This is a genomic window from Bacillus sp. JJ1566 (assembly GCF_036962685.1).
Lineage (GTDB): Bacteria > Bacillota > Bacilli > Bacillales > Bacillaceae_L > Ferdinandcohnia.
The window spans coordinates 1-15227 of sequence record NZ_JBALOP010000074.1 but is presented as its reverse complement, the minus strand read 5'-3'; the positions used below and the strand labels follow the sequence as shown (position 1 = coordinate 15227).

General features: G+C 38.4%; 12 protein-coding genes. 5 read left to right on the top strand and 7 right to left on the bottom strand.

Going from position 1 to position 15227, the window contains the following annotated elements; all coding sequences use genetic code 11:
* Window positions 1-12: 12 nt before the first annotated feature.
* A complete protein-coding gene (gene fdhA / locus V7112_RS22885) occupies window positions 13-1227 on the bottom strand; it encodes a formaldehyde dehydrogenase, glutathione-independent (protein ID WP_438823943.1) in 1215 nt (404 codons plus the stop codon).
* Window positions 1228-1497: 270 nt separating this feature from the next.
* On the opposite strand from fdhA, the gene V7112_RS22880 reads away from it, so the two are divergent.
* Window positions 1498-3267: a sigma-54-dependent Fis family transcriptional regulator gene (locus V7112_RS22880; protein WP_335424131.1), complete on the top strand. Its 1770-nt coding sequence runs from the start codon at window positions 1498-1500 to the stop codon at window positions 3265-3267.
* Window positions 3268-3349: 82 nt separating this feature from the next.
* On the opposite strand, the gene V7112_RS22875 is transcribed toward V7112_RS22880, so the two are convergent.
* The 5 genes from V7112_RS22875 to V7112_RS22855 all read right to left on the bottom strand — a co-directional run bounded on the left by V7112_RS22875 (window position 3350) and on the right by V7112_RS22855 (window position 9005).
* Window positions 3350-4651, bottom strand: a complete 1302-nt coding sequence (locus tag V7112_RS22875) for an aminotransferase family protein (protein ID WP_335424177.1) — start codon at window positions 4649-4651, stop codon at window positions 3350-3352.
* Between the two features lie 30 nt (window positions 4652-4681).
* Window positions 4682-5767: a tartrate dehydrogenase gene (locus V7112_RS22870; RefSeq protein WP_335424129.1), complete on the bottom strand. Its 1086-nt coding sequence runs from the start codon at window positions 5765-5767 to the stop codon at window positions 4682-4684.
* Window positions 5768-5793: 26 nt separating this feature from the next.
* The gene (locus tag V7112_RS22865; protein WP_335424127.1) at window positions 5794-7218 is read right to left on the bottom strand and encodes an NAD-dependent succinate-semialdehyde dehydrogenase; all 1425 of its coding nucleotides are present in this window, start codon (window positions 7216-7218) and stop codon (window positions 5794-5796) included.
* Window positions 7219-7247: 29 nt separating this feature from the next.
* Entirely contained in the window at window positions 7248-7910 is a 663-nt protein-coding gene (locus V7112_RS22860; RefSeq protein ID WP_335424125.1) for a GntR family transcriptional regulator, read from the bottom strand.
* A 78-nt stretch (window positions 7911-7988) separates the two neighbouring features.
* On the bottom strand, window positions 7989-9005 hold the full coding sequence (locus tag V7112_RS22855) for a 2-hydroxyacid dehydrogenase (RefSeq protein ID WP_335424123.1): 1017 nt from the start codon (window positions 9003-9005) through the stop codon (window positions 7989-7991).
* A gap of 577 nt (window positions 9006-9582) precedes the next feature.
* On the opposite strand from V7112_RS22855, the gene V7112_RS22850 reads away from it, so the two are divergent.
* The 4 genes from V7112_RS22850 (at window position 9583) to V7112_RS22835 (ending at window position 13182) form a co-directional block, all read left to right on the top strand.
* Window positions 9583-10623 carry a TRAP transporter substrate-binding protein gene (locus V7112_RS22850; RefSeq protein WP_335424121.1) on the top strand — a complete coding sequence of 347 codons (1041 nt, stop codon included), beginning with the start codon at window positions 9583-9585 and terminating at the stop codon, window positions 10621-10623.
* A 103-nt stretch (window positions 10624-10726) separates the two neighbouring features.
* Window positions 10727-11227 (top strand): TRAP transporter small permease, encoded by a 501-nt coding sequence (locus V7112_RS22845; protein ID WP_335424119.1) that lies wholly within the window; start codon window positions 10727-10729, stop codon window positions 11225-11227.
* Window positions 11228-11246: 19 nt separating this feature from the next.
* Complete coding sequence (locus tag V7112_RS22840; protein WP_335424116.1) at window positions 11247-12539, top strand: TRAP transporter large permease; 1293 nt, start codon at window positions 11247-11249, stop codon at window positions 12537-12539.
* Window positions 12540-12774: 235 nt separating this feature from the next.
* The gene (locus V7112_RS22835) at window positions 12775-13182 is read left to right on the top strand and encodes a hypothetical protein (protein WP_335424114.1); all 408 of its coding nucleotides are present in this window, start codon (window positions 12775-12777) and stop codon (window positions 13180-13182) included.
* Window positions 13183-13494: 312 nt separating this feature from the next.
* Here V7112_RS22835 and V7112_RS22830 read toward each other — a convergent pair.
* Window positions 13495-15227, bottom strand: a 1733-nt coding sequence (locus V7112_RS22830; protein ID WP_335424112.1) for a serine hydrolase domain-containing protein, incomplete at its 5' end; no start/stop codon positions are given.

Below are 15227 nucleotides of genomic sequence, written 5' to 3'. Positions count from 1 at the left end.
AGCGCCCCACCATTATTTCACAAGTCCATGAGGGTCAATTACATACTTTCTTGAAGCTCCTTTATCAAATTCTGCGTAGCCCTGTGGCGCTTCATCTAAGGATATAACCGTTGCATTAACCGCTTTTGCAATCTGTGCTCTACCACTTAAGATCGCTTGCATTAAGTCACGGTGGTATCTCATGACTGGTGTTTGTCCGGTTACAAACGTATGCGCTTTTGCCCATCCTAATCCTAGACGAACTCTCAATGTACCAATTTTCGCATCTTCATCCACTCCACCTGGATCTCCGGTCACATAAAGACCTGGAATCCCAAGGCGTCCTCCAGCACGTGTGACTTGCATGATTGAATTTAAAACCGTTGCTGGTGCTTCTACCCCATTCGCACCATGAGCAGATGCTTCAAATCCTACGCAATCGACCGCAGAGTCCACCTCCGGAATACCTAAAATTTGGTCAATTTGCTCTCCCAAATCAGGATGTTTACGTAGATTTACGGTTTCACAGCCAAAGCTTCTTGCTTGGGCAAGCCTTTCTTCATTTAAGTCCCCTACTATAACGACAGAAGCCCCTAAAAGTTGTGCCGAATGTGCAGCTGCTAGCCCAACAGGACCTGCTCCAGCAATATAAACTGTAGAGCCTGGTTTAACACCTGCGCTCACTGCCCCATGATAGCCTGTTGGAAAAATATCAGAGAGCATCGTTAAATCTTTAATTTTTTCCATCGCTTGATCTTTATCAGGAAATTTTAATAATTGGAAGTCAGCATAAGGTACCATCACATATTCAGACTGACCTCCTACCCATCCCCCCATGTCTACATACCCATAGGCTGAACCAGGACGATCAGGATTTACATTTTCACAAATATGTGTGTTTTGCTCTTTACAGCTGCGGCATCGTCCGCACGCAATATTAAATGGGACCGACACTAGGTCACCTTTTTTAATAAATTCCACATCACGGCCAACTTCAATGACTTCTCCCGTTATTTCATGCCCAAGCACAAGTCCTTCAGGAGCTGTTGTTCTCCCCCTCACCATATGCTGGTCACTTCCACAAATATTAGTTGTAACGACCTTCAAAACAACCCCATGTTCACACTTACGTCCTACGTTTAGAGGATTTACTCCAGGTCCATCTCTTAACACTAAATCTGGATAACCAATATCCATTACCTCTACTCTACCAGGTCCCATATAAGCTACCGCTCTGTTTCCTACCATCTTTTTCCCCTCCATTAAAATGAATATGAGTCAGACAACTTATATACTTGCAAGTATCGTGCCAATCATAATTCCTTTTAAAATGGACCTTTTTAAAGGATGGATAATGAAAAGAGTGTTCAGAACTTGAGCAGCATGTGTCCTATTTTAGTACAAACAGGGCAAAATATTCATTACTTTCAAAATAATGGAATAATAGTATAATAGATGTAAAATATGATTTTCGCACGTAAAAGGGCAAGGAAGAATTTAAGGGGGATAGGTATATTCATGTCATCCGTCGATCTTTTCAATCATAGGAACATTATTGATCTTTCTTGGAAACGATGTCAAAGGTTTGGACTTTCACCTACCGGCCCAATCAAGGATATCAGATTTACGGGCAAGAAATTACAAGAGGTTCTTACAGAAAATGAGCATTTGATCAACCATACGACCGCCATATTAGAAAAGCTTTATCCTACCATACATTCAAGTGGGATTGTGACAGTGATCGCTGACGGTAATGGAACCATCATTCATAAAATAGGTAATCTCGATATCGATGAATCTATTGACTATTTTTCGATTGGCTCAAACTGGTCAGAGGAAGTGAAGGGGACAAATGCCATTGGACTTGCCATTTATGAGAAAAAAAACATCATCACCCACGCAGAACATCATTTCCATGTAAAGAATCACTTTCTCACCTGTGCGGCAAGCCCGATTTTTTCTCCAAGTGGTCAATTTATCGGAGCCGTTAATATAAGTGCAAGGAAAGAACTATTTCATCCTTCGATAGTTTCTTTAGCAAGCATGATTGTAGAAGCTGTGCAAAACCGATTACTTATGGATCATGTAAATCGTGAAAAGCTACTAGCCTTAAAAGAAATAGAAATTACAGCTAATCTAAGTTCAACCCCACATCTTACACTCGATCATGATAGAAGAATTATTCGTGCCAATAAACCCGCCCAGCAATTACTAGGCATTGATTGTATTGGACAGGAGTTTCATATGAAAGGTGGCTCTTCGGTCGATATCATAGACGATTATTCAAATAAAATTTTTCGTTCTGTTGTTTCCTTACATAGAAATAGCACTAAATCCTCCCAGGGCAAAAAGCTTTATACCATCTCTGATATAATGGGGTCCTGTGCAACAATAGCTAATGTAAGGAAAATTGTTAAAAAGGCTTCCTTATCTGAGTATCCCATCATCATTTATGGAGAAAGCGGAACCGGCAAGGAATTAATCGCACAATTCTTACATACATCGGGTACACGGAAAACGAAACCATTTATTGCGGTTAATTGCAGTGCCATCCCTGATAGTTTAATTGAGAGTGAGTTATTTGGATACGAACGGGGTGCTTTTACAGGCGCAAGGCGGGAAGGAGCTCCCGGTAAATTCGAGCTTGCTGACGGTGGAACCATCTTCTTAGATGAAATTGGAGATATGTCTTTGAAGGCACAAGCAGCCTTACTTCGCGTTTTACAAGAAAAAACGATAACCCGAATTGGCGGAGATTCGGTTAAAGTCATTGATACAAGAGTAATCGCTGCAACCAATAAGAATTTGCGCGAGGAAGTACAAGCAGGAAGATTTAGAGAGGATTTATACTATCGGTTGAGAGGGATTTTTATAACACTGCCACCTCTACGAAATCGAGCTGACATCATCGAGCTAGCCGAACATTTAATAACCAAGCTGGATACCCCCACTATTACTTTATCGGAGGATGCGAAGCAAAAACTAATCTCCTATCACTGGCCAGGTAATGTACGGGAGCTGAAAAGTGTTCTTATGCAGGCCTCGTTTTTTGCAGAAGATCATATCATTCACGGTGAGGATTTACATTTTGAAGATGAATTTGAGCGGCAACCTAGTCGTGGAAATTCCGAAGTAAACATTTCCCTTTCACTGACGAACACTGAAAAAGCGGCAATCCTACATACATTACACTCCGTAGACTGGAATATTTCCAAAGCTGCTAACATCTTACAAATCAGTCGTAATACACTATATCTAAAAATAAAAAAGTATAAATTGGAGAGATAGATCGCTTTATGGCCTGCCCTCGAGTGTGGGGGCAGGCACGTTAATTGAGAACTAGAAATTGGCTATTGCCAAGCTGTCCATCTTATTTTACTGCTTTAATAGATTCATTGATGATCGTAATCATGTCATCCATTTGATTTTTTGTGATTGGAAAGGGTGGTGCAAACGCAAGAGTATCTTGCCCGTCGTAAATAACAGAACGGCAAATAAGTCCTTTTTCAAGAGCTTTTGCAACTACTTTAAGTCCGATGGGTTCAGCTGATTTTGAGGCTTTTTCTAGACCAATTGCTCCAAGTAAGCCGATTCCACGAACATTATCCACATGATCATTTTGTTCTTTTATCCACTCAAACCCTTCAAGCATTTGTTTACCGACTACATTTACATGATCAATTAAGTTTTCATTCTTAATAATTTCTAAGTTTTTGAGGGCAACAGCAGCTGCAGTTGGATGACCACTATACGTATATCCATGCCAAAAGTTTCCTGTCGATTTTTCAATGAGTTCATTATGGAGTTTTTCAGATATAACCATACCACCTAATGGGGCATATCCGCTCGTTACACCTTTCGCCATCGTAATAATATCTGGGATCACACCGAACCGTTCAATACCGAATTTGGTTCCGAGACGACCGAACCCGCAAATCACTTCATCTGCAATAAATAAGATATTATTCTCATCACAAATTTTTCGAACTTCTTGGAAATATCCCTTTGGAGGAAGATTTACACCACCTGATCCTTGAACAGGCTCTGAAATAAATGCCGCAATCGTATCAGCATCTTCTTTTTCAATCAATTCTTTCAGTGATTCTATTGAACTATCGACATAGTGAAAATCTGGAGCAATCGAGGTTGTAAACGTATGGAATTCCTCAATTCCCGTTGCACTTGTTGCTCCCATTGCAACTCCATGATAAGAAAGCTTTCGAGAGATAATTTTCTTTTTTTCTGGTTGACCTTTTATTTTCCAATAATGACGAACTGTTTTAAATGCGGTATCGTTTGACTCCGATCCACCAGAAGTAAAGAAAGTCGCATTTAAATCTCCTGGTGTCCATTCCGCAATCTCAGCGGCAAGTCTTATTACGGGTTCATGGCTCCAGTTATTAAAAGTTGAAGTGAATGCCAGTTTTTCCATTTGTTCTTTTGCGACTTCTGCAAGTTCTTTACGCCCGTGTCCAATGTTCACGTTCCAAAGAGAAGAAAGGCTATCGATTAATTTTCTTCCTTCCATATCCTTTAAATAGATCCCGTCACCTTCAGTGAAGATGAATGTTGGACCATCCTTTTGCAGCTGTTTCATATTAGACGTCGGATGAATTAAATGCTTTTTGTCTAACTCCACTAACTCCTCTCTTAAACTTTGTTTGTGTGTCATTGACATCATTTCTCCTCCTACCAAATTATTTTACAGATCCTCTTTTCGGATGTTTCTTTCAAGCAACTCAATAAAACGATCTCCAACCTCAGATGTCGAAGCACTTCCACCTAAATCTGGGGTTAGGTTTTCCGTTTCTTGTAAAATATCTGTAATCGTATCGAGAATATGATGTCCCCATTTTTCCTCTCTAAAGAAATCCATCATTTGACTGATAGACCAAAATGCGGCTAGAGGGTTTGCAATCCCTTTTCCTGCTATATCAGGTGCTGAACCGTGAATAGGTTCAAACATAGATGGGAATTTTCGTTCAGGATTTATATTTGCTCCGGTTACTAAGCCCATTCCACCAATAAGGGCAGCTCCAAGATCAGTTAGAATATCTCCAAATAAATTCGATGTGACGACAATTTCAAATCGTTCTGGATTCGAAACAAAATATAGACTCGCTGCATCAACGAGATAGGAATATGTTTCAACATCCGGATATTCTTTACCAACTTCTTCAAAAACTTCATCCCAGAAAACCATCGAATAATTTAGGGCATTCCCTTTGCTAATACTTGTGAGTGATTTTTTTTGTTTACGAGCTTCTTCATACGCATATCGAATAATACGCTCGGTTCCTTTTCTGGAGAAAACCCCTGTTTGGAGCACAACTTCCTCTGGTTTTCCTTTAAATAACCATTCACCGGCTCCGGCATATTCCCCTTCACTGTTTTCCCTGATCACAAGAAAATCAATATCTTCTTTCGTTTTATTTTTTAAAGGCGTGAGTTTTTCATTCAGCAGCTTGATAGGTCTAAGATTGACATAGAGATCAAATTCTTTACGAATTCGTATAAGAAGGCCCCGTAACGAAATATGATCAGGAACCCCAGGGTATCCCACGGCTCCAAGGTAAATCGCATCGAACGCTTTTAATCTTTCAATACCATCTTCGTCGATTACTCTTCCATGTTTTAAATAATATTCACAACCCCAAGGGAATTCTTCGAAGGAAAAAGCTAGATTTGAATCGAGTTTTTCAATAGCTCTTAATACTTTTACTCCTTCCTTAACAACTTCCGGTCCAATTCCATCTCCAGGAATAAGTGCGATTGATCGATTTTTCATATAAACCCCCAAATTAATCTAGTCATCTATTTGATTCCGATTGATACGTATTGTATCTCCAGAAAATCATCAATACCTTGGTGTCCGCCTTCACGTCCAAGTCCACTTTCTTTCATACCACCGAATGGCGCTTGCACGGCAGAAGGTGCACCATCATTCCAACCGATGATTCCATAATCTAATTTTTCAATCACCTTTGTACCTTCTGAAACATTTTCTGTAAAAACATAAGCTGCTAAACCATATGGTGTATCATTAGCTAGTTTAATTACCTCCTCCACACTCTCAAATTTTTGAATTGGAGCAACAGGACCAAATGTTTCTTCTCGCATAATTAACATGTTTTCATTTGCATCTTTAATGATAGTTGGCAAGTAGTAATTTCCTTTTTCTTCTGGCTGTTGTCCGCCGACAACAACTGTAGCGCCATTTCCAACAGCATCCTTGACATGTTCAGCGACTTTTTCCACTGCAGCTTGATTAATTAACGGACCGATATCAACAACACTTTCCATCCCATTCCCCACTCTAAGTTCTTTTACGCGAGCAGCAAAGGCCTCAACGAACTGTTCATATATGTTAGACTGCACATAAACACGATTGCCACAAATACAGGTCTGACCACCATTTCTAAATTTTGAAGCCATGACTTCTTGAACTGCAGTCTCGATATTTGCATTGTTAAGAACAATCATCGGGGCATGGCCGCCAAGCTCGAGACTCAGCTTCTTCACAGTTTCAGCACCTTGTCGCATTAAAATTTTTCCAACTTCCGTAGAACCTGTAAATGTCACTTTTTTTACTCGTGAGTCGAATAAAAAGACACTACCAATTTCACTGGAAGAACCTGTGACAATATTTATAACTCCTTTTGGAAAACCTGCTTCTTCAGCCAATTTTACGAGTTTAATTGCCGTTAGGGGTGTTTCACTAGAAGGCTTTATCACGACTGTACATCCAGCAGCTAAAGCCGGTCCTATTTTTCTCGTTAACATCGCAGCCGGGAAGTTCCACGGTGTAATGGCAGCAACAACGCCAATCGGTTTTTTCCAAACCTGCAATCGTTTGTTTTTGTCATGGCTAGGAATCGTTTCACCGTAAATCCGTTTTGCCTGTTCGGCGTACCATTCAATATAGTTTGCAGCATAATGAACTTCACCTTTTGCTTCAGTAAACGGCTTTCCCATTTCTTTTGTAATTAATTCTGCTAATTCCGCTTCATGGTCAATGATTAAAGTAAAGTATTTTTTCAGTAGAGCCGCTCGCTCATAAGCTGTTGTGTCAGACCATGACTCAAATGCTTGGTGAGCCGATTCCACGGCAGCCAGTGCCTCTTCTTTACCACCTTTTGGGACTTCAGATACTAATTCCCCAGTTGCTGGATTGTAGACCGGAACCTTCTCCAAGTCTTCTCCAGTCCACTTCCCATCCATGTACAATAAATTTTGCATTCATATCACCTCTATCAAATAGTATTTACTCATCCACTTGAATCCTCGTCATCCGCAAGTAGTTTCCCCTCTACATATTCAATATGGATACGGATCTTTTTTTCAATTAGGCTGGGATCCTTCGTTAATAAAGTTTCAAATAATTCTTTTTGCTCTTCGTAGAATGAGTAGGGGTTTGAATAATATTTATCCAGATTAACGAGAAACGTTCTGATTTGAACCTGAATGGACTCATATATCCTAATAACGCGAGAATTTCTAGATAAATTAACCATGTAACTATGAAACTTCATGTCTAAATCAAATAACCTTCTCCAATTTTCATTTATTGTATGGATGCGCATTTCATCCAGAATCGCCTCTAATTCTTTAAACTGCTTACTCTTAAGGTTTGGAAGCGCTTTAACAAACGCGTATGCTTCTACGATTGTTCGTAGTTCAATGATTTCTCGCCAATCTTTATTTGAAAACTGAGAAATATAGGTGCCTTTTCTTGGCTTACTTATGACCATTTCTTCATATTCAAGAATTTTTAGGGCATCTCTAATTGTACTGCGACTCACATCGAACTTTTCCGATAAATCATTTTCGATTAATCTTTGGCCAAATTCAAGTTCTCTACTCCAGATACTTTTTCTTATTTCATTTGCAACAAGCTCACCTAGTGACTCTTGTTTGATTGAATCATCCATATTAAATGAAAATCTCTCCCTTCTTATACGGTTTGGTCGATTGTCGACACTTAGTAAAGGTGGTGTATTTCTATTTATTTACGTTTCTATAACTTTATTACTCTTTTCAGCCTCGATATTTTTCCAAACAACTGGATTGATCAAATTAAGTGGTTTTTCACCATTTAGACCAGAAACAAGGTTTTTAGCCGCTCGTTCAGACATTTTCAACTCTGTTTCATGTGTTGAAGAACCAATGTGAGGAAGGGTTACAACATTTTTCATGGGTAATAATGGATTATCATGTTCAATAGGTTCTTTTTCAAACACATCAAGTCCTGCTGCAGCAATTTCACCCCTTTTTAATGCTTCAATCAGTTCTTTTTCTATCACGACTTTTCCCCGAGACCCATTGATCAAAATGGCCGATTTTTTCATAAGTTGAAATTCCCTTCGCCCCATAAGACCATTTGTTTCTTCCGTTAATGGAGTCATAAGAACAACGAAATCAGATTGCTTTAGTAAGTCATCCAAATGACAATATGTCGCATTATATTTCGCTTCAGCTTCAGGCTTTTTTGTACGGCTATGGTATAAAACTTTCATGTTAAATCCAAGATTGGCACGTTGGGCAATTGCGTGTCCGATTCTTCCCATTCCAATAATACCTACTGTTTTATGATGCACATCTATTCCATAATGTTCTGATTCTATTGCTTCGTTCCAATGTTTTGATTTAACGAAATGATCTAACTCAGGAATTCGTCTTGCGGTAGCGAGTATGAGGCCAAACACCGTATCGGCAACAGTATCTGTTAAGACATCAGGTGTATTTGTAGCCATAATGTTTCTTTTTGTTAATTCTTCTACATCTAAATTGTTATAGCCAACAGAAACATTACTTACAATTTTCAAATGAGGTGCGTTTTCTAATAGCTCTTTATCAACCTCTAATTCTAGTCCAATAATCCCTTCCGTTTTTTCTAAAACGTTTAAAAACGCTTTGTCCGTTTTCGTATTGATATTTTTAAAAAACGTAACATCATACTTTCTTTTTAATTCTTCTAATACTGGTTTCTCCACTCGATTATAGGCAATAATTCTTTTTTTCCTCATATCATTACCTCCATATTGGCATTATATTGTTGATTGTCGACAATATGACTACTTTAAAATACCTCAAATAAGTTGGACTTCACATTTAATTTTAGATAAATATTTTAATTATTCGAATAATTAATGTTACGTATAAATATTATAACTATTAATCTATTGGCAAGCTATTTTACCTGCATCATTTGAACCTGAAAAACAAAAAATAAAGTTCCAATACTGAAAATTTGAGTTTCGGAATAGAGATATAGTAACTCCAAAAGGGTTCCCGAAATAATTAGCTCCCGCGTAAAAGTGTTAGCACACTGGATACATATCCTGTCGACAATCGACTTATTAAGTTGTAAAGCTGTTAGTTTTAAAAAATGAAAGCGTATACGTAACTGACCTATGGATTACTAGATTACAAACGGATAATATTCCAAGTGCCTTCTACAGGTACTGGATGTCATTGTATTTAAAGACTTATAGAAAGGGGCGAAGATATCAAAATAGAATGCGGGAATATCAAGTAATGGATGGTTTGCTCTTGAACACAGAATGTATGAAATTAGTAAAAAAATGTAAAGGGGATATGAATATGTTAAAAAAGGGGTTATCTTTTTTACTTTTAGCTTTTTTATCTTTCACACTAGTAGCATGCTCTGGTAATTCAACTTCATCATCAAATAGTGATAAAAAAATCACCATTCAGGCAGCACATGTTGTCTCTACAGAAACTACTCAACATAAAGCATTTCTGGAATTTAAGAGGCTGGTTGAAGAAAGATCAGATGGAAGAATAGAAGTCGAAATTTATCCTGATGGTCAGCTAGGTGGAGAACGAGAAATGATAGAAAGTACGCAAGCTGGAAATATTCAGATGTCCTCTCCTTCTGTTGGAGTACTTGCAAACTTCTCTTCTGCACTACAAATATTTGATTTTCCATTTATTTTTAAAGATGCAGAGACAGCCCATAAAGTGGTTGATGGGGAATTTGGTCAAGAATTATTGAAAGGTTTAGAAGATAGCGGACTTGTTGGATTGAATTATGGTGAACTTGGTTATAGACATTTATCCAATAAAAAAGGTGAAATCGTTAGTCCAGAGGATATTGATGGGTTGAAGATTCGCACGATGGAAGTCCCTATGCATATCGCATTTTGGAAAGAGGTAGGAGCCAATCCAACACCTTTAGCTTTCACTGAAGTGTTTACAGGTTTATCTCAAGGTGTTGTAGATGGAGTTGAAAATGTTCTCGGACTCATCCATTCGGGAAAATTCCACGAGGTGAGTAATTATATTACAACAACAGGGCATATTTACGATCCTGAAATCTATATCATGAACAAAGATTTTTTTAATGGCCTTTCTAAGGAAGATCAAGATATTATCCAAACTTCTATAGATGATACAGTTACGTACTTAAGGGAATTAAATAGTGACCTTGATGCGGAGCTAAGGGCTATGCTTGAAAAAGAGGGTGCTATCTTTAGAGACCTTTCTGAAGAAGAGTATAATGCATGGATTGAGGCTTCCATCCCGTTTTATCAAAAGCATGCAGATGAAGTGGATAAAGAAAAGTTAATCCAATTACTTGAAGCTGCTGAAAATGATAAATTCCTGGAGGTTATAAAATAATAATGAATTAGATTTAGCACCCAGAACTAAGTGACTATTTGACAATTTAGTCAGGTTTTTCTGGGTGTAATTCAATTTAATTGTGTAGAAGGAGGTAGATTAAATGAAACTTTATAAACATTTGGATGACCATATTGAAACGTATTTATCCGCAAGTTTATTAATCTTCTTTTCATTTTTATGTGTTTTGCAAGTTGTCATGCGTTATATCTTTAACGAGTCATTGACATGGTCGGAGGAATTATCAAGATATGCATTCGTTTGGTTTGTTTATACTAGTGCAGCTTACGCAGTAAGATACCAACGACATGTGAAATTTAACTTTTTAGTTAATATCCTTCATCGAATTTCTCCAGTTTATAGTCAAATCCTTAAAATAATTGCTCTATTTTGTTGGATTAGTTTTTTACTATTTATAGATTACTATAGTGTTCAAACCGTTATGAATCAGTTCAAGATGGGACAGGTTTCACCTGCGAACCAAATTCCAATGTATATTGTCTATCTCGGATTACCAATGGGAGCTTTATTAATGACTTTTAGAGTTACCCAACATATCGTAAACGGCTTTAAGGAATTGAGAAACTTAAAAATAAGCCATTAATTTTACTGGGGGTGAGAGCTTGGCTACTCTAATTTTATTTGGAAGTTTTATTATTTTAATGATTCTTAGTGTTCCTATAGCATTTGCACTTGGTATTTCATCCGTTTTAACTTTACTCATCACGGAAAAAATGCCACTCCAGTTCATTGCGCAAGGAATGTTTAGTACAGTAGATTCTTATGCGTTAATGGCCGTACCCTTATTTGTCTTTGCAGGTTTAATTATGGAACATGGAGGTCTCTCCAGAAGACTGATCGATGTTGCAAAGTCATTTGTTGGACACCATACTGGTGGACTTGCTGGAGTTGCCATTTTAGCTTGTACTGTTTTTGCAGCACTTAGTGGATCTGGTCCAGCGACGGTTGCAGCTATCGGTGGAATTATGATTCCTGCAATGGTAAAAGAAAAGTACGATGCGGGATTTAGTTCGGGAGTAGTTGCTTCAGCTGGAACCCTCGGAATTATTATTCCACCAAGTATACCTTTAATCATTTATGGTATCACTACAAATACATCGATTGGCGATTTATTCATTGCAGGTATCTTACCTGGTTTACTTATCGCAGCAATACTTTGGACGATAAGTTATTTTATCTCAAAAAAGAGAGGTTTTACTGGATCGGAAAAAAAGGCTACTTGGAAAGAACGTTTTAAGTATATTAATGAAGCAAAATGGACACTTTTAATGCCAATTGTAGTACTCGGCGGAATTTACGGAGGAATCTTTACTCCAACAGAAGCTGCAGGTATTGCAGTAGCTTATAGTGCGTTTTTAGGAATTTTTATTTACAAGGAATTAAAATGGGTAGATTCGATGGACTTATTTAAACAAACAACTTTAATTTCCGGAATCATTCTGATTATTATAGCGACTGCTTCTACTTATGGAAGAATTCTTACAATCGAGAAAATCCCTATAATGATTGCGGAGTTTTTAACATCTCTTCCTGTCGGGTCATGGGTTATTTTATGTGCAATTGTGATCCTACTTGTGTTTATCGGCATGTTTATGGAAACGTTAGCAGGAATTATATTATTAGCACCTATATTATTACCGGTTGTAACGGAATTAGGAATGCACCCAGTACACTTTGGGATTGTTATGATTTTAGCAGCAGAAATTGGCTTTTTAACACCACCAGTTGGGGATAACCTTAACGTTTCTAGTGCTATTAGTGGATTATCGTTAGAACAAGTTGCTAAAGCAACACTTCCATTTACCATTGCCTTAATCCTATTACTATTTGCTTTTATGTTTGCGGAGCCATTTATAATGTTTTTACCCGATTTAATAGGAGGAACAGGCGGTTAGGAAAAGTGTTACCTTTCTCATCCCTATTCAAATCAATAACACCTGCAAACATTAATGAAACAAGTTAATTGGTTTTTTATCATTTTAAACTCTGCAGTACGCTTGGGGCCTGCTCCCTATACAGTTCGATTGATTTTTAGGTTAATATCCCTTTTCATGGATAGTCGCCCAATAACATCTATAGGTATTTGCATATGCTGTAAGGACAAAGAATTCATGAAAAGAGGGAAAAGATATGAATTATAATTGGTATCAAGCGAATCCAATGCCTTTTCCGTACCAACAGGATTATGGATATAATGAAATGATGCGTGAGTTCAAGCATGGACATGGCGGCGGGCATCATGGTAAACATGGGCATTCAGGAGGTGGCCATCATGGGCATCATGGTAAACATGGGCATTCAGGCGGTGGCCACGGTAAACCAGGACATGGTTCACATGGAGGTTTTCAAGGTGGATTACCATTATTGGGTGGATTGGCAGGTGGGTTACTAGCAGGCGCATTGCTCAATCAACCCAATGCCTATCCGTATTACCCATATCCTAACTATGGATACAATCCAGCATATCCGCCGACGCCATATCCACCTTATCCAAATTACCCAGGTTACCAGAACCCTCCGTACGGTGGATACTACTAAGGAATGGCTCCACAAATCCAAAACTGCTACAGAGGCTATTACAAGCAAGAAATGTAATGGCTTTTTGTGGTTTATCTCGAAAACTTAAGCCCGCTCCCAGATGTGCTAACGCTTTAGAGCACTGGAGGTCAGGATCCAGAATTCTGCCCATCCTAGAAAAGGAACCGTTCAATAACGATTCCTTTTCTAACTAACAGGCCCTAAATTTCAAAGAATTAATCCACACTTTTTCAGGAAGTATTTTTTCCACAGTTCATGAATTGAATGTATACACCATTTTCTTTTAGCTTACTCTTGGCTTTCACTAACATTCTAATACAAATTCCAATACCAAAAAATCCAAATCAGATGCATCATCATAACACATAACAATGAATAATGCAGGAGGCTAATTATGCTCCCATATCTTTTCCACCATAAGAGACCCGTGAAGATGAGGATTGCAATTCCCAAGATAGTTAAAAGAAAGGGAATGACATTTAAAAGTGGGCTCCATGCAGGTCTAATGCCTAGTGCTTCTTTTGGTAATTGGTAGAGTGGATCGACTCCCCCAGATATCGCAATTCCGGCCACTAAAAATAACAGGAGAAGCCCCGCTGCAATGGCCAATCTCTTCCCAAAAACCACTAACTTAGGTTGAGATGTTTTCCGTTTTCTTCGTATCAATGCTTTTATACCCCAATAGAGAAGACTTCCAACAAATAATAAGATAACCAGAATCAGGGATAAAAAGGTAAAGCCGCTCGAAGCATACCATCGTGTTTTCGAATAAGACATCGGACCATCGGTGGTAAGCATTATTTTTCCATGGGGATCTGCTTGAAAGACGATTGTTCGAAATTCACCATACGCATCAATTGAGGGTCCTTCTCTCGTATTCTTGTAAACACCAGGTTCTATTTCGACAAATTGATTGGTTTCTCCGTTTTGGGTCACTACTAAATCTCCATTTTTATCTAATTGGACATGGATCATTCCCATTATCAGGCTGCTAATCTTATCCTCATTCGTAAAGCTTTTCCGATTTTGATGATATTCACCGACATATTGGCTTGAGCCCTCTCCGCCCATAGAGGTGACGGTAACACTCTCGGCCGACGGAAAATAATGATTCATGAATGCTTGAAAAAGCTCTGTATGCGTCCGAAAATCATTTCCACTATACGAGATAAATAGACCGATATTTTCTTGAGGTATTAAGTACAGTCCCGTATCAAACAGTGCCGTACTTCCCCCATGACTAAGAATTCGTTTGCCATTCATTGTTTTTTCGATAAACCCTAAAGCCATCCCGTCTAATTGGTAATGATGGGTAAACTGTTGTTGGAACATATGCTGAACGGTTTCTTCTTCTAGAATACTTTCTCCTTTGAAAATCCCACCGGCAAGATAGGCTTGCATAAACTTGGCCATATCATTTGCCGTGCTACTCATTCCCCCTGCAGCACCAGGTACAAACTCAAAACTTCCTTCTTTAAATTCTCCATCAATATATCTATAGGCCTGTGCTAGATTAGTAGAAAATTCCTTTGGTAATGGTTGTTGAAACGTACTGTGGTTCATGTCAAGCGGCTTAAAAATATTCTCTTCTACATATTCGGAATAAGGAATACCTGAAACCTGTTGGACAATATACCCCGCTAAAGCCGTACCATAATTTGAATAGGCAAGCACTTCACCAGCAGGAAATACACGTTCAGGTCGATATTCACGCACATATTGACCAAGTGGAGGCATTTCTTCAGCGGTTAGCCTAAAAATGGCACTCGAATAATCCTCAAATCCAGGTGTATGCGTCATTAAATCTAAGAGAGTGATTGGCTTTGTTTGCTCCTTATTCGGACCCACTGCAAGCCTAGCTGGAATTTCAAAATCTAAATATTGATTAATATCCGTGTTTAGATCAATTTTTCCTTGCTCGACTAGCTGCATGATTGCCGTCCACGTGAAGAGCTTGGATACGGACCCGATTCGAAACATCGTGGTTTCTGGATTTACCTTTACTTGCTCCTCGATATTCGCAAAACCATAGCCTTTTTCAAAAA

Coding starts and splice junctions, on each gene's coding strand:
- fdhA (WP_438823943.1), bottom strand. CDS start 1,227: ATGGTAGGAAACAGAGCGGTAGCTTATATGGGACCTGGTAGAGTAGAG.
- V7112_RS22880 (WP_335424131.1), top strand. CDS start 1,498: ATGTCATCCGTCGATCTTTTCAATCATAGGAACATTATTGATCTTTCT.
- V7112_RS22875 (WP_335424177.1), bottom strand. CDS start 4,651: ATGACACACAAACAAAGTTTAAGAGAGGAGTTAGTGGAGTTAGACAAA.
- V7112_RS22870 (WP_335424129.1), bottom strand. CDS start 5,767: ATGAAAAATCGATCAATCGCACTTATTCCTGGAGATGGAATTGGACCG.
- V7112_RS22865 (WP_335424127.1), bottom strand. CDS start 7,218: ATGCAAAATTTATTGTACATGGATGGGAAGTGGACTGGAGAAGACTTG.
- V7112_RS22860 (WP_335424125.1), bottom strand. CDS start 7,910: ATGGATGATTCAATCAAACAAGAGTCACTAGGTGAGCTTGTTGCAAAT.
- V7112_RS22855 (WP_335424123.1), bottom strand. CDS start 9,005: ATGAGGAAAAAAAGAATTATTGCCTATAATCGAGTGGAGAAACCAGTA.
- V7112_RS22850 (WP_335424121.1), top strand. CDS start 9,583: ATGTTAAAAAAGGGGTTATCTTTTTTACTTTTAGCTTTTTTATCTTTC.
- V7112_RS22845 (WP_335424119.1), top strand. CDS start 10,727: ATGAAACTTTATAAACATTTGGATGACCATATTGAAACGTATTTATCC.
- V7112_RS22835 (WP_335424114.1), top strand. CDS start 12,775: ATGAATTATAATTGGTATCAAGCGAATCCAATGCCTTTTCCGTACCAA.